The sequence below is a fragment of the Lacticaseibacillus songhuajiangensis genome, from assembly GCF_003946025.1.
In the GTDB taxonomy this organism is placed as follows: Bacteria; Bacillota; Bacilli; order Lactobacillales; family Lactobacillaceae; genus Lacticaseibacillus; species Lacticaseibacillus songhuajiangensis.
Genome location: NZ_RHNR01000006.1, coordinates 53236 through 75495, shown reverse-complemented (window position 1 = coordinate 75495; position 22260 = coordinate 53236). Strand labels below are relative to the sequence as shown.

Here is a 22260-nt window from a genome sequence, read left to right as displayed (position 1 = left end):
TGAAATCTAAATCATATTTGATCATATAGAAACCCCCGAACTTGGATTTGTTGTCCAAGTTTTGGGGTTCACTACAACCCGGCGTCAAATCCGCGCTCCTGAGATAATCTGCGGTGTACACCCGGCAAAATCAGCCGGGCATACACTGCAGATTATCTTGTCGCCCGACTCCGTTTCCTCCGCTCCGCCCAAGCACACTCACGCCTCCGTGGCCAACACGTTATTAAGTAGGAAATACAGTACACATCGGTCGTGACTAAGCGCTGATTGTCTCCGGTACCTAGAAAGGCTATGACTTCAATATTCACCATGTTTAGGAAGACAGATGAACTGCATATTGTGACAGCATTTCTCGATCACGTGTTCGTCTGCGTTTGGTGCTTCGACTCATGTAGTCTGAAACTTTCCCTACTGGAGTATTGTTGTAGCGCTTAGGGACTGGGGCGGCTTGGTGGAGTGAACGCAGGTAGGTGGCGCGCAAAGAGCACGAATAGCCCACACAACCGGCGAAGGCCGTTTTGTGTGGGCTATTCGTGCTCGGGGTAAATCTTTTTGACGTGGGCTTCGGCAAAAAGTTTAGCGGTAGCCTGGCTTGCCAGGCGTGAGCGACCCCGCGCCACCTACCTGTGGTTACGTAACCAAGCCGCCCCAGCCCCGACCGTCGGTCGGAGCATTATTTTCAATTTCTGCATCCTTGCGGATGAAAGTTTCCCGACTTACGCTGACGGACAGCTTTACGCAATCGTTGTGGTGACCAGTTCGACGTCGACGTGGATGCTTGGCAGTGGGTGCGCCAGCAAGTCGGCGCGCTTGTCAGCCGGTGCTTGCCAGGTGAGTGGTGTCATCTGGACGATGTCGGCGAAGAGCGCGGGTGTGCAGTCGAAGTCATAGGTAATTGGCGTCACTGTGCTGTCCGGGTAGCGGGCTAGGAAGTGGTCTTTCACCTTCGCATTGGAGTAGTGCTCTTTGTCTTCGCCGGCATAAAGCGCGTGCCGTAGTTCGCACAGGTAACCGCTATTCGGGATAATTTTCATAATCCGGCCACCGGGAGCAAGAACACGCTCAAATTCGGCATAAGCGCCAGGTGAGAAGATGTCCGCGATGACATTGAAACTGTTGTCTGCGAATGGCAATCGCGCCAGGTCAGCAACGCAAAATAGTGCGTCAGAATCAAGCGCACCGGCGAGCTTGATGGCTGGCGCGGAGATGTCGAAACCAACTGCCAGTTCTGCCTTCTTGGCTAAACGAGCGGTGGGCGTGCCTTCGCCGCAACCAATATCGAGCAGCCGGTCGTCTGGATGCATTTCCCGCGCCATTTCATTTAGAAACGGGCTAAAGAAACCTGCATCCAGCACGCGCCGCCGCGCGGCGAGCATTTCTTCGCCATATTCAGTGTTCACCGGCGCGTTCAGAAAATTCACGGTGCCCTTTTTATTCAGATCATAACGTTGACCGTTAGCACAGGCCAGACTAGTGCCTACGCTAACTAGATTTTCACCGCATACCGGACAGGCAAAAAGTGTTCCGGCCGCCGCAATTGCCTGCGCTTTTGCTTCGATTTTGCGCATATTGTTGAAGTCACTCCATTCAATGTGTTCGCAGAAAACTTAACAGATCAGTTTTCTTCGTTTACAATCATTTTAGCATTAGCGGGGTGGGGGAGATAGGATGATCAAAAGTATCCAGGCCAAACGTGAGCGAACGTTGGCGAATATTAGTCATAGTGGCGTTGCGTTAATGAGCGTGTTGCTGACGCTCATCGCCCAGTTATTGCCGGGCTTTATGGTTATGCCGATGGACGGCAGCACGGCCAGTTACTTGGGGACTGGACAACTGCTTGCACGCATTCTGGGTGTGAATGCGCATTTCGGAATGTTCGGCGCGGGCTTGCTCGTTGTCGCCGCACTTGGCCTCATCATTGGCTGTTTCTGGACGCGGATGGTGAGTTTCTGTTGTGCGACGCTAGTGTTACTAGGTCAGTTGCTCATGATGTACGGGGCCAGCAAAACCGTACTCAGCGGCTTGTTACGCAATCCGGCTCGTCAAATACCTTTCATGCAGTTAGGACCAACGGCCTGGGTGGCGTTCGTCCTGGCCTTGGTGTTGCTGATTGCCACTTTTTCCGCAGCCTTTGATTCAAACTAAAGGCAAACAAAAAGGGGCTGTGCCAAAAGTCTTTTGGCACAGCCCCTTTTTTTAGTTATTCACGATGGTGTCCAGTACTTTCTGAGCGAGCGGCGCGATGTCCTCGTCACTGCGCGGGCACTCCGTTGGATTTTCGTAGGTCTGCACAATCTCGTGCTCGGCGACGACAAAAATGCGGCTAGCCATGCGCACGGCCTCGTTTACATCATGGGTGACCAGGACGACGGTCATTTTGCGCTCCGTCCACAGTTGCAAGATGAGATCCTGCATTTTGCGGCGGGTCAGCGCGTCGAGGGCACCGAGAGGTTCGTCGAGCAGGAGTAACTCGGGTTTGGCCATCAGCGCGCGAGCCAGAGCCACGCGCTGCCGCTGACCACCTGAGAGGGCAGCCGGGTAGGCGTTCGCGAATTCGGTCAGCTCAACGCGCTGCAACAGTTGATCCGCATCCGCATCCGCTGACTTGCTCTTATCGGCGAAAGCCAGGTTCTCTTTCACCGTTAGCCACGGCAACAGGCGGTCGTTCTGGAACATCACCCGACTGTCGGGATTGAGGCCGGAGATGGCGTGACCGTCCTGGCGTAATTCACCAGTCGTGGTGTCTTCCAGACCCGCGATGAGGCGGAGGAGCGTACTCTTACCACCCCCGGACTGACCGACTAGGGCGACGAACTCGCCGCGCTGGATCTGCAAATCGATGTCGCGCAGCACGTGCGCGTCGCCGTAGTATTTGTTGACGTCTTTAACGTCGAGTAATGCGCTAGCTGTCATTGCTGACTCCTTCCGGCCTGCTGCCAAGTGAGCAGGCTATTCTCAAGTGACTTAGCAACCACATCGGACAACTTCCCGAGCAGTGCGTAAATCACGATACACATGATGATCGTCGACATGTCCATGAAGTTCTGGGCGTTGGTCGACATGTAGCCGATACCCGAACTGGAAGCAATGGTTTCGGACACAATCAGCGTCGTCCACATTACCCCAAGGGCGTAGCGCACCCCAACGAGGATGGATGGCAAGGCGCCAGGCAACAAAATTTTGGTGAACTGTTGCCACTTGCTGAGCTGGTAGGAACGGCCCATTTCAATCAGTTCAGGATCGACCGTGGTCAGGCCGTGGAAAGTGTTGATGTAGATGGGGAAGAGCACCCCAACTGCGACCAAGGCAATCTTAGAGCCTTCGCCAACCCCAAGCCAGATAATGAGCAGTGGAATTAGGGCCAGGTGAGGAATGTTGCGTAGCATCTGCACGGAGGAGTCCAGCAGGAGCCGTAGGGTTTTGGAGAGCCCGCTGGCGAGCGCCAGGATGAAGCCGATGCTGCCACCAATGATGAAGCCAGTGACAGCGCGGTACATTGAAATGGCCATGTTGCGTTCGAGTTTGCCGCTGGCGAGGTCAGACACCATCGTTTGCAGAACCGCGATGGGGCCAGGCAGTACGCTGCTATCAATCAAGTTCAGACTGCTGCCGAGTTGCCAGAAGACAATAATCAGGATGGGAATGGTCCAGGGCAGAATTTTGCGGCTCAGGGCATGCAGACTGAGCGGTTTCGAATCTGGTAAGGGTTTAATGGGTTGTGCTTGCTCGGATAATGCTTGCATGATGGAATCCTCCTAATTGGCAGCGACGTGCTGCGTCGTAATCTGGTCACGCACGCGGCGACGCTGAATTTTGCCGGTCGCACCGGCTGGTAAGCTATCAGTGAAGTAAATGTCTGTGGGAACCTCAAAGCGAGCGAGTCGCTGCGTCGCGTAGGCGCGCAGGGATTGTGCGAGGTCGGTGGCACTGGGGGCGTCTGCTTCCGGAATCACTGCTGCGGCCACGCGCTCGCCGTAGACGGGGTCGGGCATCCCGAAAACGGCAATGTTGCGCACGTCGGGGTGGGTAATCAGCACGTTCTCGATGGCGACGGGTGAGATTTTGTCGCCGCCGCGGTTGATGAGCTCCTTCTTGCGACCGTCGATGAACAGATAGCCGTCAGCATCTAGGTGCCCGACATCGCCACTGCGGAACCAGCCGTTGCCAAAGTCATCTTGCAAGCTGGGATCGAGGTAGGCGGTGATGATGTGGTCACCACGCAAGCAGATTTCGCCGGTCGCGCCTTGTGCTAGCTGACGACCGTTTTCATCTTGAATGCTAATTGCGGTGCCGCCCGATTTGCCGACGGAACCAGCCTTGGTGGCGCCAAGCGGGTTGAAGGTAATCTGGCTTGCGCCTTCAGTCATGCCGTATGCTTGCTGAATGGGGATGCCGAAGTCGCGCTCAAAAGCTGTCTGCACTGTCGGCAGCAGCGGCGCACTGGCGGAGCGGATGAAGCGCAGGTGCGGCACTTGGGGTGCAGAGAGCGGCTTTGTTTTCAGCAGGATGGCAATGATGGCCGGTGCTGCGGATACCCAGGTGATCTGGTTGTCGCGCACCTGCTGCCAGAAGTGTGAAGCTGAGAACTTTGGCGCAATGGCGATGCTGCCGCCGGAAACGAGGGTGGCCAGCACGGTGATCACCTGCGCGTTAATGTGAAAGAGTGGCATCACCAGTAGCGTTTTGTCTGCGGTGGTCAGCTGCTGCGTGCGGGCGATTTCGCTCGCCGCGGCCAGAAGCTGCGCATGATTCAGTGCGACTGCCTTCGGGTGACCGGAACTGCCACTCGTGTACATGAGGACGCCCAGCGGTGATTGGCCGGTGGCGTTTAGCTGGTCCAGTAAAGGATTGCCTACTTGCTGGTTCCGCGCCGCGGCGAGCGTAAAGTCGCTGCCCAGCAGCGTGCCGGTTTCGTGTACAAAATGTAGGTCGCTGGTGGCCTCAATCTCGGGTAAGGCTCTAGCGTGCACTTCATTCAAAATCATGGCGGCGAAGTGGTGCTGCGCCATGGTGGTGCGTAGTTCCGCCGTGGGCATGTTTGGATTGATGGTTTGCACGACGACGTCCAGATCGAATGCAGTGAGCTGGACGGTGATATTGGCGGCGGAATTTGGCAAACTCAGTAAAATCAGGTCGCCAGCCTGGATACCGATGTCGCGCAGGCGCCGAGCTAGTGTGTCCTGAGCACTTAGCACATCGTTGCCGGTGAAGTCTTGGTCGCGCGCAATGTCGCGCAGAACGGTTTGCGTTTGCCGCTGGTCTAGGTTGTGCTTGATGATGTCACTGAGTTCGCTCATGTGAATTCCCCCTGTATGTAGGTCCGAATGGTTGGTGATTGCCTTGCTGATGGTTACATTATTAAAGCAAAATGTGATGATTCATTGAATTTTAGGTGCAAAAACGCGCAAATACTCCCGGTAAATGACACATGCCCACCGAATAGTGCGTTCGTGGGCTTAATGAAAGTTGGTTTTACCCGGGAAAATGTGTCTAGGTTGCCGTCATGTGGACGCAACGTTGGGAGCGGCACTTTACGCGCACATTCACGCAATTTTTTGCAAAAAAACGGCAGACAATAGGGAGGAATTGCCGGTATTTTAGCGGCAACAAACACTAGCATCTGGTTAGCTTATAAGCTAGAATTAGCTGGTATTAAATAGATGATAGCGGGGGTGCGCCATGGCGTTAACTGCAGCTCAAAAGGCCGCCCAGAAGCGGTATCGCGAGAAGAATCGTGAACGGCAGCGTTATTACGTGGCCAAGTCGACGGCGATGCGCTTCGTTGAGATGGCGAGCGATGAAGATTTTGCCCAACTGTGTGTGCGGATTGCCCGCCGCCAGCAGGGATTAGATAGTGGGGACAAACTGAATGGCTAAACATGGTAAAGACACGCCGATGATGCAGCAGTACCTGGCTGTGAAGCGGCAATACCCCGATGCGTTTCTGTTCTACCGCATCGGTGACTTTTACGAACTGTTTTATGACGACGCGCTCAAAGGTAGCCAGTTGCTCGAACTGACCCTGACCGCGCGTGATAAGCGGGCACCGGACCCGATTCCGATGTGTGGGGTGCCGCACCACGCTGCCGATAATTACATTAATATCCTGGTAGACCACGGCTATAAAGTCGCCATTTGTGAACAGATGGAAGACCCCAAGAAGGCTGTCGGTATGGTCAAACGCGAGGTCATTCAGCTGGTGACCCCGGGGACGACCACCAACATTCACCCCGGTGAAGCCAAGAAAAACAACTACTTGTCCGCGCTGATGCCACTAGCCAAGGGCTATGCTTTTGCATACGGGGATGTGTCAACTGGTGAACTCAAGGTCGCCATCTTGGACGACCTATTCGCCGTTGAGAATGAATTACAGGCATTGGCATCACTGGAAATTGTGGTGCCTCCCGACCTGCCAGCCGAAGTGACGACGGCGCTTAAGCGCGGCGACCGGCTACTTTCCGTGCAGACGGATGACGGCCAGAAGCACAGCGAGATTAGCTACGTCACCCAGAACCTAGATGACGCGGCGGAGATTCAGGTTGTTGGCTTGCTGGTGCGCTATATGCTCAGTACCCAAAAGCGCAGTCTGGCGCACATCCAAAAGGCGGTGGCCTACGAACCGGCCGCTTACCTGGAAATGGACGCTGACGCACGGCGCAACCTGGATATTCTGGCCAATAGCCGTACTGGCAAGAAGGGTGACAGCCTGCTGGGACTCATGGACAGCACCAAGACCGCCATGGGTGGTCGCCTGCTGCGGACCTGGCTCGAACGCCCGCTCATCAAGCAAAAAGCCGTTGAGCGTCGGCATGCACAGGTGCAAACGATGCTCGACCACTTCTTTGAGCGCACCGAACTGGCCGACGCCTTGACCGGTGTTTATGACCTCGAACGTCTGGCCGGCCGCGTGGCTTTTGGCAGTGTGAATGGCCGCGACTTGTTGCAACTGGCTAGCAGTTTGGACCAGATTCCGAAGCTCCAGGACGTCCTTGCCCGGATGGGGGATGCCAGTCTGGATGAATACCAGCAACTGGACCCCGTCACGGACGTTGCGGACCTGATTCACCGTAGCATTGATGAAGAAGCCCCAATCTCCGTCACTGAAGGTGGCGTCATCCGCGATGGCTACGACGCCAAACTGGATCACTACCGCGAAATCAATCGTGACAGTAAGGAATTCATCGCCCAGTTGCAGTCACGCGAACGCGAGGCAACCGGGATTCACAACCTGAAGGTCAAGTACACCAGCGTGTTTGGTTACTTCATCGAAGTCACCAATTCGAACCTGGGCTTGGTTCCGGAAGATCGTTACGACCGCAAACAGACCCTGACGAATGCTGAACGTTTCACTACACCAGAACTGAAGGAAAAGGAAACCGAAATTCTGGAGGCAAAAGCCAGCTCAACCGCGCTGGAGTATGACATTTTCACCAAGGTACGTGAGCAGATTAAAGAGCAGATTGAACGCCTGCAAACACTGGCCAAACAGGTGGCGGCGCTCGACGTTTTGCAGAGCTTTGCCCAAGTCGCAGAGTCCCAGCATTTTGTCCGGCCACAGATGGCAAGCGGTAGCCGTGATCTGGAAATTGTCGCCGGTCGCCACCCGGTTGTGGAAAACGTCATCGGCAAAGCCGCCTACATCCCCAACAACGTCGAGATGAGTGGCGATGTCGACATGCTCTTGATTACTGGGCCGAACATGTCTGGGAAGAGTACCTACATGCGCCAACTTGCGCTGATTGTGATTCTCGCGCAGGCGGGGAGTTTTTTGCCGGCCGACAGCGCGCAACTGCCGATTTTTGACCACATCTTTACTCGTATTGGGGCTGCGGACGACCTGGCGAGCGGCCAGAGCACCTTCATGGTTGAAATGATGGAGGCCAACGAGGCACTTAGCCACGCGACCAATCGCAGCCTGATCCTCTTCGATGAAATTGGCCGCGGGACCGCCACTTATGACGGGATGGCACTCGCGCAGGCGATTATCGAGTACCTGCACGACCACGTGCACGCTAAGACCCTGTTTTCCACCCACTACCACGAATTAACGGCGCTGGAGCAGAGTTTGGCGCACCTTAAGAACGTGCACGTTGGCGCGACGATGGAAAACGGCCAGCTGATTTTTGAACACAAAATGCTGGCTGGTCCGGCCGACAAATCGTACGGGATTCACGTCGCCAAACTGGCGGGGATGCCGGAAGAATTGTTGAAGCGTGCCGATAGTATTCTGACCGTGCTGGAAGGAAAGGGTGACGCCAAGGTGCCACTGGCGCGGGATACCAGCGCCGCTCCAGCTACTCCGGAGACTACGGCTGAAGTAGCAGTGGCGCCGGTAGAAACTGCCGCAAGCGCCGCTACGGATACACGCGAGCCTGATCAGTCTGAAACTCAACACGGGGAGCAGCAGCTCGCCTTGTTTGCGGAGCCAGAAACCCCGAAGGCCAAGCCACTCAGTAAGAAGCAGCAGGCTGTCCTCAAGGAACTGAATGACTTTGACCTGCTGAGCGCCAACCCGATGGGCGCGATGAACCTGATTTTTGAACTGCAGAAGAAACTGAAGTAGAGGAGGGGTGCTCGTGGCCAAGATTCACGAACTACCAGAAAATCTGAGCAACCAGATTGCCGCCGGGGAGGTCATCGAGCGGCCGGCGTCTGTCATTAAGGAACTGGTTGAAAACAGTATTGACGCCGGAGCCACGCAGATTGACGTTCACGTCGAGGACTCCGGCCTGAAGCTGATGGAAGTGACAGACAACGGGGCTGGGATCGAGGCTAAAGACGTGCCAACGGCGTTCAAGCGTCATGCGACCAGCAAAATCGCGACCGTGCGCGACCTGTTCAGCATTCACTCCCTGGGTTTTCGCGGTGAGGCCCTGGCTAGTATTGCGTCTGTTGCAGACGTAACGCTGGAAACGGCGACCGCTTCGGGCCATGGCACAAGCGCGCACCTGGTGGGTGGGCAATTACTCGACACCCACAGTCTGCCCCTGCGGCAGGGCACCAAAATCAGCGTGGGCGACTTGTTCTACAACACCCCAGCACGCCTGAAGTACGTCCGCTCGCAAGCCACCGAAATGAGCCATATCGGTGACATCATGAGTCGGCTGGCGCTGGGTCACCCAGAAATTGCCTTTACCCTGCGTAATGGTGCCAAACTGGTGCTCAAGACCGCGGGTAATGGCGATCTGCAGCAGACCATCGCTGGGATTTACGGAGTTGCCACGGCGCGGGAAATGTTGCGCTTTGAAGGCAGCGATGATGATTTTGCCGTAAACGGCTACGTCAGTTTGCCGGATAATACGCGTTCCTCGCGCAACTACCTGACACTCCTCATTAACGGGCGCTATTTCAAAAACTACCAGCTGGTCAAAGGCGTCATTGCTGGGTACGGCAGTAAACTGATGGTCGGCCGCTTTCCAATTGCGGTCATCAACATTCAGCTTGATCCGCAGTTGGTCGACGTGAACGTGCACCCCACTAAGCAGGAAGTCCGGATTAGTAAGGAGAATTCGCTCAGCGAGCTGTTGCAGCGCAGTATTTACGCGCGGATTGCGGGCGAAAACTTGATTCCGGATGCACTCGACAATTTGAGTAAGGCCGGCATTAATATCGCTGATCGCCAGTCTGGGGTCAGTGTGACGACCCATAAGCAGCCGCAAAAGGACGAGACGGCCGCTTTCGTACCGCCGGTCACCAAGGCTGGCAGTGCAAAGCCTGCGCCAACTTACGCGCAGACGCCGTGGTCAAAGCCGGCAGAGGCACAGATGCCGTTTCCGACTAACGAGACGGTTAAGGACGATGCGCCGGCTGCGGACGATGATGCGACTGCCGCGGCGCATGCAGACACGGGACTGGATATCAGTGATCTAGATGGCAGCAGTATCTTTGCGGATCCCAGCAAGCTAGCCGCTTGGGACGCCCGGACCAGTGGCGAACAACCTCCGGCCTTCCCAATGCTTGGTGGTAGTCCCGCCGATGCGGAAACGGCCGGGCCAACGCCCCGACCAGTCAACACGGAGCTGATTGATTTTGGCGATGCCACGGCACCAACGACCGGTAATGGTGATTTTCCGCACCTGCGCTATCTGGGGCAGATGCACGGGACCTACATTCTGGCGGAAACACCGGATGCCTTTTACATGCTCGACCAGCACGCCGCGCAAGAACGCGTGAACTACGAGTTCTACCGCGTGGCCATTGGTAAGGTCGAAGACGCTCAGCAGCAATTGCTGACGCCGATTGTGCTCGATTATCCGCTGAGCGATGCGGAACTCATCCGCGACCGTCGGGATGTCCTCGAGAGTGTCGGTGTCCGCCTAGAAGATTTTGGCCAGAACAGTTTCATCGCCAGCAGCCATCCCAGTTGGTTCAAGGAAGGGCAGGAGGAAGATACCTTGCGCGAAATGATTGACTGGGTGCTCAAGGACGGTCACATTAGTGTGGCGGCCTTTCGCGAGAAGACGGCCATTATGATGAGTTGTAAGCGCGCGATTAAAGCGAACCACCACCTGGACGAGCGCCAGGCGCAGGCATTACTTGATAAGTTGGCACAGGCACAGAATCCGTACAACTGCCCGCATGGTCGCCCGGTCCTTGTGACCTTCACGACGCGCGATCTTGAGCGCATGTTCAAGCGAATTCAGGATAGTCACGAAAGCGATAGGTGGAGTGAAGCATGATTGTACTCGCAAGTTCCTCACCGCGGCGCATTGAGCTGCTGGGGCGAATTACGGATGGTTTTCTAACGGACGCGGCGCAGATTGACGAACGGGCACTGCCCATTCTGAAACCGGCCGCTTACGTCGCCGAACTGGCGGCGGCAAAAGGTGCGGACGTTGCTGCGCGGCACCCTGAAGCGACAATCATTGCGGCTGACACCATGGTGGCGGACGGTGATAAGCTGCTCGGTAAGCCAAAAGACGCCGCGGACGCAACGCGGATGATCCGCGAGCTGTCTGGCAAAACGCACCAGACCTTCACGGGAATGTGGGTGCGTGAGCCAGATGGCAGTATCAAAACTGAAACAGTACGGACGGACGTGACCTTCTGGGACTTGAGTGACGCGGAGATTGCGGACTTTGTGCGCGGCGAGAGCTGGCGGGACAAGGCTGGTGCGTATGGCATTCAGGATGACGGTGCTTTGCTGGTCCGCAGCATTAATGGCGATTATTACAACGTGGTGGGGCTGCCCATTTCTACCTTGGCGCGGATGTTGCGGTAAGAAGAAAATGAGGCAAATTGACGCCGCAAGTGCAAAGAAGCGCCCTGCCCACTTGCGGAGTTTTCCCACTTCCAACCTGGCCAGTAGTGGTTAATGCGACTTTTGTCCAACCCATATTTGTGGTATCGTCAGTAGTGCAAGTAACAGCAAACGTTTGTACGTGCTGATGAGTGAGGAATAAACATGTTTGAATACTTTAAGGGCTTAGTAGCCGCCGTGCGGCCCGATTACGTGGTGGTTGACGTTGGCGGCGTGGGTTACCGACTGCTGGTTGCCAATCCTTATGTCTACCATGAAGGTAGCGAGGCAACGGTGTATGCCCAGCAGATTATTCGGGAAAACGAACAAAGCCTTTATGGTTTCGTTGACGCCGAGCAAAAGCGGCTCTTCAACCTGCTTTTGTCCGTAACGGGTATCGGTCCGAAGAGCGCGCTGGCCATTTTAGCAAACGTGGATGGTGCGGGCCTAGCCAAGGCCATTGCCGCTAACGATGTCACCTTCCTGACGCATTTTCCAGGCATTGGCAAGAAGACCGCGTCGCAGATCATTCTGGATTTGCAGGGCAAAATCGAAACGAAGGTGGACCTGTTTACGCCGGAAACAACTGACGGCGCGGCACCTTCTGGTAAGCTGGATGACGCCATTGCCGCACTCACCGCACTGGGCTTCACTGAGCGTGAGGTTAAGAAGATTGAACCGAAGCTGCTCGCGCAGGATCTGGACTCAACGGAAGAATACCTGCGTGCGGGTTTGAAGCTGCTCACTAAACATTAAACTTAGCATCAAGCAGTAAACTAAGAAAAAGGGGGATGGACATGACGGAAGATGAACGCGTTCTGGATGCGGACGTGCAAGACACCGACGTGGTGGCGGACAACACTCTGCGGCCGAAGACACTGACGCAGTATGTTGGCCAGACCGCCGTGAAGTCGCAACTGGACGTTTACATTGCCGCGGCCAAAAAGCGCGAAGAGTCATTGGACCACGTACTCCTTTACGGACCACCTGGTTTGGGGAAGACGACGATGGCACTGGTTATCGCCAACGAACTGGGCGTAGATATTCGCACTACCAGTGGCCCGGCAATCGAAAAACCCGGCGATCTTGTGGCCTTGCTGAACGAATTGCAGGCCGGTGACGTGTTGTTCATCGACGAAATCCATCGCCTGCCCAAAATTGTGGAGGAAATGCTTTACTCCGCGATGGAAGACTTCTACGTGGACATTGTGGTGGGTCAAGGCCCCGCTGCGCACCCGGTGCACTTTCCATTGCCACCGTTTACCCTGATCGGCGCGACGACCCGGGCGGGGGCACTGTCCGCACCGCTGCGGGATCGTTTTGGTATTAGCGCGCATATGGCTTACTACACGACGCCGGAATTGAGTGCGATTATTGAGCGCTCCGCCAGTATTTTCAACTTGGCCATTGCACCGGATGCCGTGCACGAGATTGCCCTCCGTAGCCGCGGCACACCGCGGATTGCCAACCGTTTACTCAAGCGGGTCCGCGACTTTGCGGACGTTGCCGAGATGGAAACGGCGAGTGCCGCGCTCGTTGACAAGGCGCTCACGGCGCTACAAGTTGATGCCAACGGTTTGGACGCAACCGACCGCAAAATTCTGAACCTGATGATTCGCCAGTATAATGGTGGCCCAGTTGGCCTTAGTACGATTGCGGCAAACATTGGAGAAGAAACCAGCACGATTGAAGAAGTGTATGAACCGTACCTGCTGCAAATTGAATTCTTGCAGCGGACACCGCGCGGGCGCGTGGTGACGCAGAAGGGTTATGAACACATGGGCGCAATCTGGCCGGAAAACCGCAACTAAACGAAGACCCGCACTGGCAGTTAACTGGCAGTGCGGGTCTTTTATATAAGTATGAAAAAAAGCCGCAACCGAAGCTGCAGCCTTCTGCGGGGCACGCGACTAAACTTTGACTACGAAAGATCCTGACAGTTTTTTCTAACGCACTGCCGGCGTACGACAAGAATCATACATCGATCACAGAGAGCGTATCTGGTGCTACGCAAGAAGTTGTTAACTCGCCCCGCACCATTATTATAACCGATGTTTGTGAGCGCTTGCAATAGCGATGAAAGGTTGTACTATCACGATAGAATGCTATACGCTGGCGATAATTTTGGCATCGTGGTACGTTATTTCGGCAGTGACATTGCTAGCTGGAATGACTGAACTGAAGCTGGCAGGATAGATGTGAGCAAAATTTGGTGGCGGCTAATCATGACACTTCGTTTAAGCCACCTGTCTAGGCCTTTTAAGCGCGTCCAAATTCTGGTACAGTGTGTATTGACTAAAAAATTAAATGAGGTGTAGTTAATGTTTGCAGCAGGCGCTAGCAATATGTACATGACGGTTGGTTTGATCATCATCATGGTAGTCATGATGTACTTCTCCATGGTACGTGGACCAAAGAAGCAGCAGGAAAAGCGTAAGGAAATGATGAACGGCCTCCACAAGGGTGACACTATCGTCACCGTTGGTGGTCTCTACGGTGTAATTGACTCCGTTGACCCTAAGAAGGGCACCGTTGTTCTGGATTCTAACGGTGTTTTCCTGACCTTCTCCATCCAGGCAATCGGCCATGTGAACAAGGCCGCTGAACAGCCAAAGGCAGAAAAGAAGCCTGAAGCTAAGCCAGCCGAAAAAGCAGCTGACGAAACAAGCGACGAAAAGTAATGTTTACGCGCAAACCAAAGGCAACTCACAGCTAATGTGAGTTGCCTTTTTGCATATTCCGTCAATGTTATTAATGATTTGCTGTCTTTTTGCTTAATTTTGCAAAAATCGCTAATTTACTTTAAGAATTCTGCACCCGTTTTCATACAGAAATAGTTTAAGATATGGTTAAGTAGAAATGGGCTTTGCCTTACAGGGACTGATGACATTGATGGATATGGATTACGAAACGAACGCGGACGAGGTGACCTGCGTGGTGCACATCATGTACTTAGATGACCGCACGCGCGAATGGTTACGCACGGATACCCGCACGGGCAGAGACGGCGCACCGATTGCTTACAGTACTGAGCAACGGGTGCGTGAGTTTGCTGACGCCGGCTACGCGCTTGTGGATGATTTTTACCCGCGCCGGGCGCGCTATCGGAGCGTACCTAGTGGTGACCAGATTTACACCGTGCACCTGTACAGCCTGCATCATGGTGAAAAAACGGCCGACCACGGATTTATGAACCGGGTGCGCCGCATCTGGCGGGCAATTTGGTAGTGATGTTCGTTAAGCACTAAAAAGGCAGTTGCCGATCATCCCGTGGGGGATAGTCGGCAACTGCTTTTTGCTTACGGTTTAGTATTCGATGGCGTCAATCGGGTGTTTTTGGGTCAGTGCGTGCACCGCATCAGCCACTTCGGCTAGCTCGGTGACGTTGGTGCGACCCTCAAGGGTGCGGACAATCAGTCGGCCAACCTCATAGCAGTCGTCTTCGTCGAAGCCGCGGGTGGTGATAGCGGCTGTTCCGAGGCGAATACCGGAAGTTTTGAACGGACCATTTTGCTCACCTGGCACTTGGTTCTTGTTTGTTGTAATCATGACGGAATCAAGTAAGTCTTGAACGTCGCGGCCGGTTACACCGTACGCGGTGACGTTGACGAGCGCCAAGTGATTATCAGAACCGCCGGAGACAATGCTGAGCTTGGAGTTACCAGCAGTCAGCCCGCGCACCATGGCCTGCATGTTCTTCACAATCTGCTGAGCGTAAGTCTTGAACTGCGGCCGGAGCGCCTCGCCGAGTGCCTGGGCCTTACCCGCAATGACGTGCTCGAGCGGGCCACCCTGAATGCCAGGGAAGAGGGCGGAGTTAATCTTCTTGATGTACTTCTCTTTGCAAAGAATCATCCCGCCGCGCGGGCCGCGCAGAGTCTTGTGGGTAGTCGTGGTGACGACATCACAGTAAGGCACGGGACTCGGGTGCACACCCGCGGCCACGAGCCCAGCGATGTGCGCCATGTCGACCATCAGCAAAGCACCGACTGCATCGGCAATTTCGCGGAACTTCGCAAAATCAATCGTGCGACTGTAGGCACTGGCGCCAGCGACAATGAGCTTGGGCTGCACTTCCTCAGCCTGCTTAGCGATGGCGTCGTAGTCCAGTAGGCCATTCTCATCCAGACCGTAGTGGAAGAACTTGTAGGTCTGGCCGGAAAAATTGACGTCAGCGCCGTGAGTGAGGTGGCCGCCGTCGGTCAAGTCCATGGCGAGCACGGTGTCGCCATCGTTCAGGAGCGCGCGGTAGGCGGCCATGTTGGCCTGGCTACCGGAATGCGGCTGCACGTTTGCAGCTTCGGCACCGAACAGTTCCTTGGCGCGGTCGATGGCTAGTTGCTCAACAATGTCGATGTATTGGTTCCCGCCGTAGTAGCGTTTGCCTGGGTAGCCTTCGGAATACTTGTTGGTCAGCACGCTGCCCTGCGCCGCACGCACGGCGGGAGAGACGATGTTTTCGGACGCAATGAGTTCAATGTTGTCCTGCTGGCGCTGTTCTTCATTGGCAATGGCGTTCCAGAGTTCTGGGTCTTGTGTTTTGTAATCCATAATTGAAAATCCTCCATTAGGGGTAGGTTGCGTAAAAAGGCGATGCTGACAACCTACTCGTGACTGTGTATTTAACAGCTGTGCGAATTCTTCGATATGGTGGTGCATGAGTTAGGAATTTCTTTGGGGTTTAGTCCTCCATTAAGCTTGCGTTTTGGCCAGCGCGCGGGCGATGGTCTGCTTCATCAGCATGTTGACGGTCATCGGGCCAACGCCGCCCGGAACGGGTGTGATGGCGCCAGCGATGGGCGCCACCGCGTCGTAATCCACGTCGCCGGTGAGGTGTTTCTTGCCGCCTTCGTCAACGTAGCGGTTCATCCCCACGTCGATCACGATGGCGCCGGGCTTGACGTCCGCTGCCGTGACCATGTGCATCCGGCCGGTAGCCGCAACAATGATGTCGGCACTGCGCAAAAGTTCGTGCAGATGCTGCGTCTGGGAGTGGGCAATCGTGACGGTGGCGCCGCGGTTCATGAGCATGGCCGCCATGGGCTTGCCGACAATGTTAGAACGGCCGATGATGACCGCGTGTTTGCCGGCAACATCTAGCTGATAAAAGTCGAGCAGTGCCATGATTCCGAGCGGCGTGCAAGGGCCAACTTCTTCGCGACTACCCTTAGGCAGTGTCCAGAGGCGGCCGGTGGTCCGCAGGGTGAAGCCGTCGACGTCCTTGTCGTCAGCAATCGTGTTGATGACAGCATCGTTGTCAATCTGCGCGGGTAGCGGCAGTTGCACGATGATACCGTCCACCTTGGTGTCCGCGTTGAGGTTCTGCACGGTCTCAAGAAGCTCGCCTTGAGTGACGGTGGCGGGCAGGGCGACGGTCTGTGCGTTCACGCCCAGTGCTTCGGCCCGCTTTTGCTTTCTGCGCACGTAGATGGCACTGGCCGGATCGGCGCCGACCACCACGACGGCCAAGCCGGGTTTGCGGCCAAGTGCCGTGGTGGCACGCTGGGCGTCCGCCTGCATGCTGGATTCGAGCGCGGCGATGGCTGCCTTGGCTCGCATAACGATGTTCATATACTAACTACCTCCAGTAGGGCTGTGCTCCGGAGTCAGACCTTGGTCGCGCTCCAAAAGGTAGCCAATTGCACTCATTGCTTTAGCAATGTTAGTGCAATGGACATCGGAGAGAAACCTACGTACAAGGCACTACCTTGTACACCGGCCAAACGGTCTTAATGCTTCAGCATTTAGAGCGATGGACATCGTAGAGTTTCTAACCGCCTTTTCTCGCAGCCCCTGCATATTTGCCACTTATTAAAGGTAACTATTCTATTAAACCACATCGCGCTGGGGAATTCAGGTATAGACCGGAAAATTCACTATCGGAAATACCTATCACAAGTGTAAAGCGCGGGGTATACTGGTTGCAATCAGTTCCCGCAGCTTCGGGAATTGTTGGACAAAATAATGGCGGGCGGGAGGTTGGCCGCAAGTCGCCAGACAATTTGGAGGAGCAATTATGACGGATTATGCAATTAGCCTGCACCATCTGCACAAGCAATTCGGTAGCAAGGTGGTGCTGGATGACGTGAATTTTGACATCGCACCCGGGACGATTGTGGGGTACATCGGACCGAACGGCGCGGGGAAGAGCACAACGGTCAAAATTGTGCTCGGTTTACTGGACGCGGACAGCGGCAGCGTTGAGCTCTTCGGCAAATCGATTGACGTGCGCACTGGTGAGTATAAGCGGCGCATTGGGTACGTGCCGGAAGGAGCCGACGTGTTTAACGCACTGACCGCGCGCGAATACTTACAGCTGGTGGGTCAGTTGTACGGGATGGACGCCGAACTGGCCGGCACGCGCGCCGAGAAACTGGCGGCGATTGTGGGCCTCGGCGAAGCGCTTGATCGGCGCTTGGTGTCCTACTCTAAGGGGATGCGGCAACTGGTGCTCATTATCGCTAGTTTGGTTCATAACCCCGATATTCTGTTCTGGGACGAACCGCTGAATGGTTTGGATGCCAACGCGGTGCTGCTGGTGGAGCAGATTCTGCGCGAACTACGTAGCCGCGGCAAGACCATCTTCTACTCCAGCCACATCATGGACGTGGTGCAGAAATTGTCCGACCGCATTATTTTGCTCAACGGCGGCACGGTGGTGGCAGACGGGCCGTTCGCTGAGTTGAACCGCGACGCCGATACGAGTTTGCAGGAACTGTTTAATGCGATGACCGGCTACTCCGAACACGGTCAGCGGGCGCGGGCCTTTGCTGATGAACTCATGGGTATCACCGCGGATGCCCCAGCGACGGAGGGCGGTGATGGCGATGAGTAGCGAAGTTTTGCCGCAGGTGATGCAGTTTCTGGATAAAAACGCTCGCCGCATCAGTAAGCTGGGCATTAATTATCAGCAGTACCGCTTAATTGTCCAGACCAAATTCGCGCTCGCCAGTCGTGATCACGTGGGCCTGGGCTTTAACACGCAAAAAAAGGCGGGCAGCGGCAACCATGATTTACGTAATTCTTTCTTGCTGTACCTGTTTTTTGGCGTGCTGATTGGCCTGTTTTTGCTCATCCCTTTGCCGCATCTGTTCGCACTGAGCACGGTTTTTGCCACGATTTTCGTGATGGTATTCCTGACCATGCTGACCAGTTACTCCAGTTTGATGCTGGATCCGCGCGACCGGCCGCTGTTTGTTGCGCGGGGCGTCAGTGAACGCACCCTGAGTGCGGCGCGGCTGACGGTGGTCGGCTTCTACCTGTTGCTGAACGTGATTGCCATCGGGCTACCGAGTGTGGTGGCGCTAGTTGTGCATTACGGACCAGTCGCGGTGATCGGCGGGGCCGTCGCGCTCTTACTCTTGGGGCTGTTTTCCTTCATGCTGGCCCTCTTTGTCTACTTGCTGGTCCTGCGCTTTTTTGACGGCGAACGCCTGAAGAATATTTTGAACATGGTGCAGATTGTCATGGTTGTTGGTATTTACCTGGCTGGACAGGTCTTGCCGCACATGGCTGACGCCTTGGGGGCATTGGGGCACGTGCAAGCGGGCTACTACCTGCTCGCTTTGCCCAGCTGGTTTGCAGGTCCGGTGCTGCTCACCGCTGGCGATTTTAATCTACTGAACGTGCTGCTGACGGTGCTGGCATTTGGTGTGACGATTGCGCTCACCGTTTTGTTCTGGCATAACTCCAGCCGGTTTGAGCAATACCTGGCCAAGTTGGATCAGTCGAGCGATGCCCCGCGGCATGACGGTTGGTACGTGCGCTTTTGCCGCAAGCTGTTCACGCGCGGCGATGAGGAGCGCGGCTACTTTGATTTTGCCTGGCGCGTGCTCCGCGAAGAACGCGACTTCAAGCTGCGTGTGTATCCGCAACTCGCATACTCACTAATCATTCCGGTTGTCTTCCTGGTCACGATGGGTGATGATGGCGCCAGCCTGCACAGTTTGCTGCAGAGCATCGGGCGCGGCGGGGCGTACGCGCTCCTCATGTTTAACCTGGCGTTGCCGGTTGCCATCTACAACCTCGGTTTTTCCAGTCAGCCGGAAGCGATGCGCCTGTTCCAGCGGGTGCCGTTGCGCCATGATGGCCGCTTCCTGCGCGCCTGCATGAAGGTGTTGTTCGCACGGTTAATTTTGCCACTGTGTCTGCCGCTGGTGGTCATCTTTGCCCTGATTGGCGGCTTGCAAACGTTGATTGCTGGCATCGGCGTACTGCTGTCTCTGTACGGCATCACCTTGCTGATGGGTCGCAGTATGGTGCACACGCACCTGCCGTTTTCACAGCTGTTTGACGCCAGTAACCAGAAGGGGACTTCCAGCATGATGGGCGTGATGCTCTTGATTATTCCAGTCGACATGGGATTGATGTTCCTTGGTGCGTTTCTGCACTCCTGGATTCTCGCGGGTATTGTGCTGGTCGTGGGCGCGCTCATGGCGCTCGGCAGCACCCGCATGTTTGACCGCGGGGTGGTGTTCAACGTGCGCGCCGTTGAATCGTCGGAGCACTGATAGGCAAAATATAGAGTTGCGGCAAAAAAGGTGAACTGCCAGTGGCGGTTCACCTTTTTGTGTTGATCACTTGTCGCTGCTGCGCACCTGCACTAAACTATAAGGATTATTGTTTGCAAGGAGGACGACCACATGACGAAAGAACAGGCCGTGCGTTACCTAGCTGTATTTACCGGCGGTTGTTTGGGTGGGCTGGCACGTTATGCTGTGGGGCGGCTACTGGCACCAAACAGTTTAGAAGCGACGCTACTCGTGAATTGGCTGGGCAGCTTCCTGCTGTCTTTTCTCACTTACTCTGCTGCTGAGCGCTTTGATCTGCCCGACTGGCTGCTTCTGCTGCTCGGTACTGGCCTCATCGGCGCCTTCACGACCTTCTCGACACTCATGGGCGCAACGGTGCCCGTCATGCGGAATAGCGCGGCAGTGCTTGCTTTTGGCTATCTTGCGTTGTCGCTAATTGGCGGGTTATTGCTGGCACTGGCGGGGATGTTGCTCGCCCAACGAATGGGGAGGCGACCACGCGCATGACGATGATTCTTCTGGCCGGCGCGGCGGGCCTGGGCGCCTGCCTGCGTTATTTCGTCACCAATCTGGGCAAAATGTTGTGGCCAGACTTGCCACTGGCGACACTCCTGATTAACTGCCTTGGCGCGTTCCTGTTTGCCGTGCTGGCACAACAAGCCTTGCCGGCTACTGGGCAACTGGTATTGGCCACCGGCTTTTGCGGCGGCTTCACGACTTTTTCAACTTACATGGTGGATACTGTCGTGCTCTTGCGCGAAAAGCGGTACGTACAGGCGTGGACGTATTATCTGGGGACCCCACTGCTCGGAATTGCGGCCTATCTGCTCGGCACATTACTGTAGAATTCAACGTTTTGATTGCACCAAAATTAAAACGGGACGCATCCTCTTGACCGGATGCGTCCCGTTTTTAGTACTGTTTTAGTTTGTCGCGGTCAATCTAAGCCCAAACGTCTTCGCTGATCTCGCGGATGAGGCCGAGCTTAGCCCATTCGTCGGCTTCGGTGAGCTGGTTGCCTTCTTCGGTGGAAGCAAACCCACACTGGGTGGACAGTGCCAAGTTGCTGAGTGGGACGAACTTGGCTGCTTCCTTAATGCGCGCTTCAACTTCAGCCTTGTTTTCCAGTTCAGGGAACTTGCTGGTGACCAGTCCGAGGACGATTTCAACGTCTTCGCGGTCGTTCCAGATCTTGGCCAGCGGCGAGAAGTCGCCGGCACGTGCGTTGTCGTATTCCAGGAAGAAGGCATTGTAGTGGAGCTGGCCGAGGTATGCGGCAACGGGGGCGTAACTGCCTTCAAAGAGGTAAGTGGATTTGAAGTTCCCACGGCAAATTTGGGTGGAGACCTTCAGATCTTCTGGCAGGCCAGCGAGCGCCTTGTTGACCACGTAAACAACGTCTTCAGCAATCTGTGCGTACTTGGTGAATTCGCTGGGGTTGTCATTGTTCTCACCAAGACGGGCAATCAGGAATGCCCAAGTGGTGTCGTCCAACTGAACGTAACGGGCACCGCGAGCGTAGAACTGCTGCAGGGTGTCATGGTAAGCCTGAGCGAGGTCGTTCAGGTAAGCGCCCCAAGTGGCGTAGAACTGGTGCCAGTTGTCGGAGCGGTTGTCGCGGAAGAGCATGCTTGGGGATGGGATGGTGACCTTAGGTTCAACGCCGGCCGGCAGTAGGGACTTGAGGTAGTCAAAGTCAGCGTAGAAGGGGTGTTCGGGGTTAGCCGCAATCTTGCCGGTGAGCTCCACGTTGTCGGTGCGGGTCTTACTGCCGTGGAACTTGTAGGACGCTTCGTAGTCGTACTTGTCGACGCCGGTGAGGTTCCAGAGGAAGTCGAGGTGCCACCAAGAGCGGTTGAATTCACCATCCGTGATGCCCTTGAGGCCGGCCTTAATTTCGCCGGCAACGAGGCCTTTGATGGCCGCGTGCTTGATGTCTGTCAGCTGCTGGGCGTCAATCTTGCCGTCTGCGAAGTCAGCGTGCGCCTGCTTCAATGCGGCGGGGCGCAGATAGGAACCAACCTGATCGAATTTGTAGTTGAGTGTTGTCATGAGTATTCCTCCAAAATTTTGTGTAAGTGTGACAGCGATTGGTCTCAGAAACAAAAAAGTCCCGGAGACCGAAGTCCCCGGGACGCAATGTGCGTGTTACCACCCGAATTTCAGCTGCGTTCACACGCAGTTGCTCAGTCACTACGGATTCTGCCAAAGAGAACCGATAGTGGTGCGCGGTAACGGGCGCTCCCGAACGCCGCTAACCGAAGCTCGCGGCGAAAATGACTCCAGAACCATTTTTCCAAGTTGATGTAACCGGCTTTCACCACCCGCCGACTCTCTGCGTGCACGCTCTTGGTACTTATTCCTTCGTTGCCATGTGATTGCAATTAATTTAACCCTGATTACTCATTGTGTCAATACGTAATTATCAACTGGTGTCGCGATAAACTGCTTGCGATTGATGGAAAGGCTGTAAAGGCGGTAATTAAGCGA

Annotated in this window: 20 protein-coding genes; 13 read left to right on the top strand and 7 right to left on the bottom strand. The window is 55.3% G+C overall.

Annotated features, from left to right (window positions below):
• Positions 1–734: 734 nt before the first annotated feature.
• The gene (locus EKM97_RS03165) at positions 735–1568 is read right to left on the bottom strand and encodes a methyltransferase domain-containing protein (protein ID WP_125570831.1); all 834 of its coding nucleotides are present in this window, start codon (positions 1566–1568) and stop codon (positions 735–737) included.
• A gap of 100 nt (positions 1569–1668) precedes the next feature.
• On the opposite strand from EKM97_RS03165, the gene EKM97_RS12155 reads away from it, so the two are divergent.
• Entirely contained in the window at positions 1669–2145 is a 477-nt protein-coding gene (locus tag EKM97_RS12155) for a hypothetical protein (protein ID WP_125570830.1), read from the top strand.
• Positions 2146–2196: 51 nt separating this feature from the next.
• On the opposite strand, the gene EKM97_RS03150 is transcribed toward EKM97_RS12155, so the two are convergent.
• Genes EKM97_RS03150 through EKM97_RS03140 form a run of 3 tightly spaced genes read right to left on the bottom strand, consistent with a single transcriptional unit; the run spans position 2197 to position 5297 of the window.
• The gene (locus tag EKM97_RS03150) at positions 2197–2913 is read right to left on the bottom strand and encodes an ABC transporter ATP-binding protein (protein ID WP_125570828.1); all 717 of its coding nucleotides are present in this window, start codon (positions 2911–2913) and stop codon (positions 2197–2199) included.
• Positions 2910–3743, bottom strand: coding sequence for an ABC transporter permease subunit (locus EKM97_RS03145; RefSeq protein WP_125570827.1), 834 nt, complete (start codon positions 3741–3743; stop codon positions 2910–2912). Before EKM97_RS03145 ends, EKM97_RS03150 begins: the two co-directional genes overlap by 4 nt.
• A 12-nt stretch (positions 3744–3755) precedes the next feature.
• Positions 3756–5297, bottom strand: a complete 1542-nt coding sequence (locus EKM97_RS03140; RefSeq protein ID WP_125570826.1) for an AMP-binding protein — start codon at positions 5295–5297, stop codon at positions 3756–3758.
• Between the two features lie 382 nt (positions 5298–5679).
• Here EKM97_RS03140 and EKM97_RS03135 point away from each other — a divergent pair, with 382 nt between their 5' ends.
• From EKM97_RS03135 to EKM97_RS03100, 8 genes are all read left to right on the top strand, one after another.
• Entirely contained in the window at positions 5680–5877 is a 198-nt protein-coding gene (locus tag EKM97_RS03135; RefSeq protein ID WP_125570825.1) for a hypothetical protein, read from the top strand.
• Positions 5870–8563, top strand: a complete 2694-nt coding sequence (gene mutS, locus EKM97_RS03130; protein WP_125570824.1) for a DNA mismatch repair protein MutS — start codon at positions 5870–5872, stop codon at positions 8561–8563. The genes EKM97_RS03135 and mutS overlap by 8 nt, the downstream gene beginning before the upstream one ends.
• A gap of 13 nt (positions 8564–8576) precedes the next feature.
• Positions 8577–10679 carry a DNA mismatch repair endonuclease MutL gene (gene mutL, locus EKM97_RS03125; RefSeq protein WP_125570823.1) on the top strand — a complete coding sequence of 701 codons (2103 nt, stop codon included), beginning with the start codon at positions 8577–8579 and terminating at the stop codon, positions 10677–10679.
• Positions 10676–11221 (top strand): Maf family protein, encoded by a 546-nt coding sequence (locus tag EKM97_RS03120; protein ID WP_125570822.1) that lies wholly within the window; start codon positions 10676–10678, stop codon positions 11219–11221. The genes mutL and EKM97_RS03120 overlap by 4 nt, the downstream gene beginning before the upstream one ends.
• 183 nt (positions 11222–11404) lie before the next feature.
• Positions 11405–11995, top strand: coding sequence for a Holliday junction branch migration protein RuvA (gene ruvA, locus EKM97_RS03115; protein ID WP_125570821.1), 591 nt, complete (start codon positions 11405–11407; stop codon positions 11993–11995).
• Between the two features lie 41 nt (positions 11996–12036).
• On the top strand, positions 12037–13050 hold the full coding sequence (ruvB, locus tag EKM97_RS03110; protein ID WP_404820199.1) for a Holliday junction branch migration DNA helicase RuvB: 1014 nt from the start codon (positions 12037–12039) through the stop codon (positions 13048–13050).
• A 510-nt stretch (positions 13051–13560) separates the two neighbouring features.
• Positions 13561–13920: a preprotein translocase subunit YajC gene (gene yajC / locus EKM97_RS03105; protein WP_225419201.1), complete on the top strand. Its 360-nt coding sequence runs from the start codon at positions 13561–13563 to the stop codon at positions 13918–13920.
• Positions 13921–14098: 178 nt separating this feature from the next.
• Positions 14099–14467 carry a mucin-binding protein gene (locus tag EKM97_RS03100; protein WP_164507415.1) on the top strand — a complete coding sequence of 123 codons (369 nt, stop codon included), beginning with the start codon at positions 14099–14101 and terminating at the stop codon, positions 14465–14467.
• A gap of 78 nt (positions 14468–14545) precedes the next feature.
• Here the strand turns inward: EKM97_RS03100 and glyA are convergent, their stop codons facing one another.
• Both glyA and EKM97_RS03090 read right to left on the bottom strand, forming a co-directional pair.
• Positions 14546–15790 (bottom strand): serine hydroxymethyltransferase, encoded by a 1245-nt coding sequence (glyA, locus tag EKM97_RS03095; protein WP_125570818.1) that lies wholly within the window; start codon positions 15788–15790, stop codon positions 14546–14548.
• Between the two features lie 141 nt (positions 15791–15931).
• Positions 15932–16810 (bottom strand): bifunctional 5,10-methylenetetrahydrofolate dehydrogenase/5,10-methenyltetrahydrofolate cyclohydrolase, encoded by an 879-nt coding sequence (locus tag EKM97_RS03090; protein ID WP_125570817.1) that lies wholly within the window; start codon positions 16808–16810, stop codon positions 15932–15934.
• Between the two features lie 445 nt (positions 16811–17255).
• Between EKM97_RS03090 and EKM97_RS03085 the strand changes: the two genes are divergently transcribed.
• From EKM97_RS03085 to crcB, 4 genes are all read left to right on the top strand, one after another.
• A complete protein-coding gene (locus tag EKM97_RS03085; RefSeq protein ID WP_125570816.1) occupies positions 17256–18074 on the top strand; it encodes an ABC transporter ATP-binding protein in 819 nt (272 codons plus the stop codon).
• Positions 18061–19749: an ABC transporter permease gene (locus EKM97_RS03080; RefSeq protein WP_125570815.1), complete on the top strand. Its 1689-nt coding sequence runs from the start codon at positions 18061–18063 to the stop codon at positions 19747–19749. Before EKM97_RS03085 ends, EKM97_RS03080 begins: the two co-directional genes overlap by 14 nt.
• Positions 19750–19881: 132 nt before the next feature.
• Positions 19882–20277: a fluoride efflux transporter FluC gene (locus EKM97_RS03075; protein ID WP_125570814.1), complete on the top strand. Its 396-nt coding sequence runs from the start codon at positions 19882–19884 to the stop codon at positions 20275–20277.
• Positions 20274–20615, top strand: coding sequence for a fluoride efflux transporter CrcB (gene crcB, locus EKM97_RS03070; protein ID WP_164507414.1), 342 nt, complete (start codon positions 20274–20276; stop codon positions 20613–20615). The genes EKM97_RS03075 and crcB overlap by 4 nt, the downstream gene beginning before the upstream one ends.
• Positions 20616–20712: 97 nt before the next feature.
• Here crcB and EKM97_RS03065 read toward each other — a convergent pair whose 3' ends face one another.
• Positions 20713–21822: a vitamin B12 independent methionine synthase gene (locus tag EKM97_RS03065; RefSeq protein ID WP_125570813.1), complete on the bottom strand. Its 1110-nt coding sequence runs from the start codon at positions 21820–21822 to the stop codon at positions 20713–20715.
• Between the last annotated feature and the right edge of the window lie 438 nt (positions 21823–22260).

Bases quoted from the DNA above. Each gene is read 5' to 3' on its own strand.
- EKM97_RS03165 (WP_125570831.1), bottom strand. From the start codon at position 1,568: ATGCGCAAAATCGAAGCAAAAGCGCAGGCAATTGCGGCGGCCGGAACA.
- EKM97_RS12155 (WP_125570830.1), top strand. From the start codon at position 1,669: ATGATCAAAAGTATCCAGGCCAAACGTGAGCGAACGTTGGCGAATATT.
- EKM97_RS03150 (WP_125570828.1), bottom strand. From the start codon at position 2,913: ATGACAGCTAGCGCATTACTCGACGTTAAAGACGTCAACAAATACTAC.
- EKM97_RS03145 (WP_125570827.1), bottom strand. From the start codon at position 3,743: ATGCAAGCATTATCCGAGCAAGCACAACCCATTAAACCCTTACCAGAT.
- EKM97_RS03140 (WP_125570826.1), bottom strand. From the start codon at position 5,297: ATGAGCGAACTCAGTGACATCATCAAGCACAACCTAGACCAGCGGCAA.
- EKM97_RS03135 (WP_125570825.1), top strand. From the start codon at position 5,680: ATGGCGTTAACTGCAGCTCAAAAGGCCGCCCAGAAGCGGTATCGCGAG.
- mutS (WP_125570824.1), top strand. From the start codon at position 5,870: ATGGCTAAACATGGTAAAGACACGCCGATGATGCAGCAGTACCTGGCT.
- EKM97_RS03120 (WP_125570822.1), top strand. From the start codon at position 10,676: ATGATTGTACTCGCAAGTTCCTCACCGCGGCGCATTGAGCTGCTGGGG.
- ruvA (WP_125570821.1), top strand. From the start codon at position 11,405: ATGTTTGAATACTTTAAGGGCTTAGTAGCCGCCGTGCGGCCCGATTAC.
- ruvB (WP_404820199.1), top strand. From the start codon at position 12,037: ATGACGGAAGATGAACGCGTTCTGGATGCGGACGTGCAAGACACCGAC.
- yajC (WP_225419201.1), top strand. From the start codon at position 13,561: ATGTTTGCAGCAGGCGCTAGCAATATGTACATGACGGTTGGTTTGATC.
- EKM97_RS03100 (WP_164507415.1), top strand. From the start codon at position 14,099: ATGGGCTTTGCCTTACAGGGACTGATGACATTGATGGATATGGATTAC.
- glyA (WP_125570818.1), bottom strand. From the start codon at position 15,790: ATGGATTACAAAACACAAGACCCAGAACTCTGGAACGCCATTGCCAAT.
- EKM97_RS03090 (WP_125570817.1), bottom strand. From the start codon at position 16,810: ATGAACATCGTTATGCGAGCCAAGGCAGCCATCGCCGCGCTCGAATCC.
- EKM97_RS03085 (WP_125570816.1), top strand. From the start codon at position 17,256: ATGACGGATTATGCAATTAGCCTGCACCATCTGCACAAGCAATTCGGT.
- EKM97_RS03080 (WP_125570815.1), top strand. From the start codon at position 18,061: ATGGCGATGAGTAGCGAAGTTTTGCCGCAGGTGATGCAGTTTCTGGAT.
- EKM97_RS03075 (WP_125570814.1), top strand. From the start codon at position 19,882: ATGACGAAAGAACAGGCCGTGCGTTACCTAGCTGTATTTACCGGCGGT.
- crcB (WP_164507414.1), top strand. From the start codon at position 20,274: ATGACGATGATTCTTCTGGCCGGCGCGGCGGGCCTGGGCGCCTGCCTG.
- EKM97_RS03065 (WP_125570813.1), bottom strand. From the start codon at position 21,822: ATGACAACACTCAACTACAAATTCGATCAGGTTGGTTCCTATCTGCGC.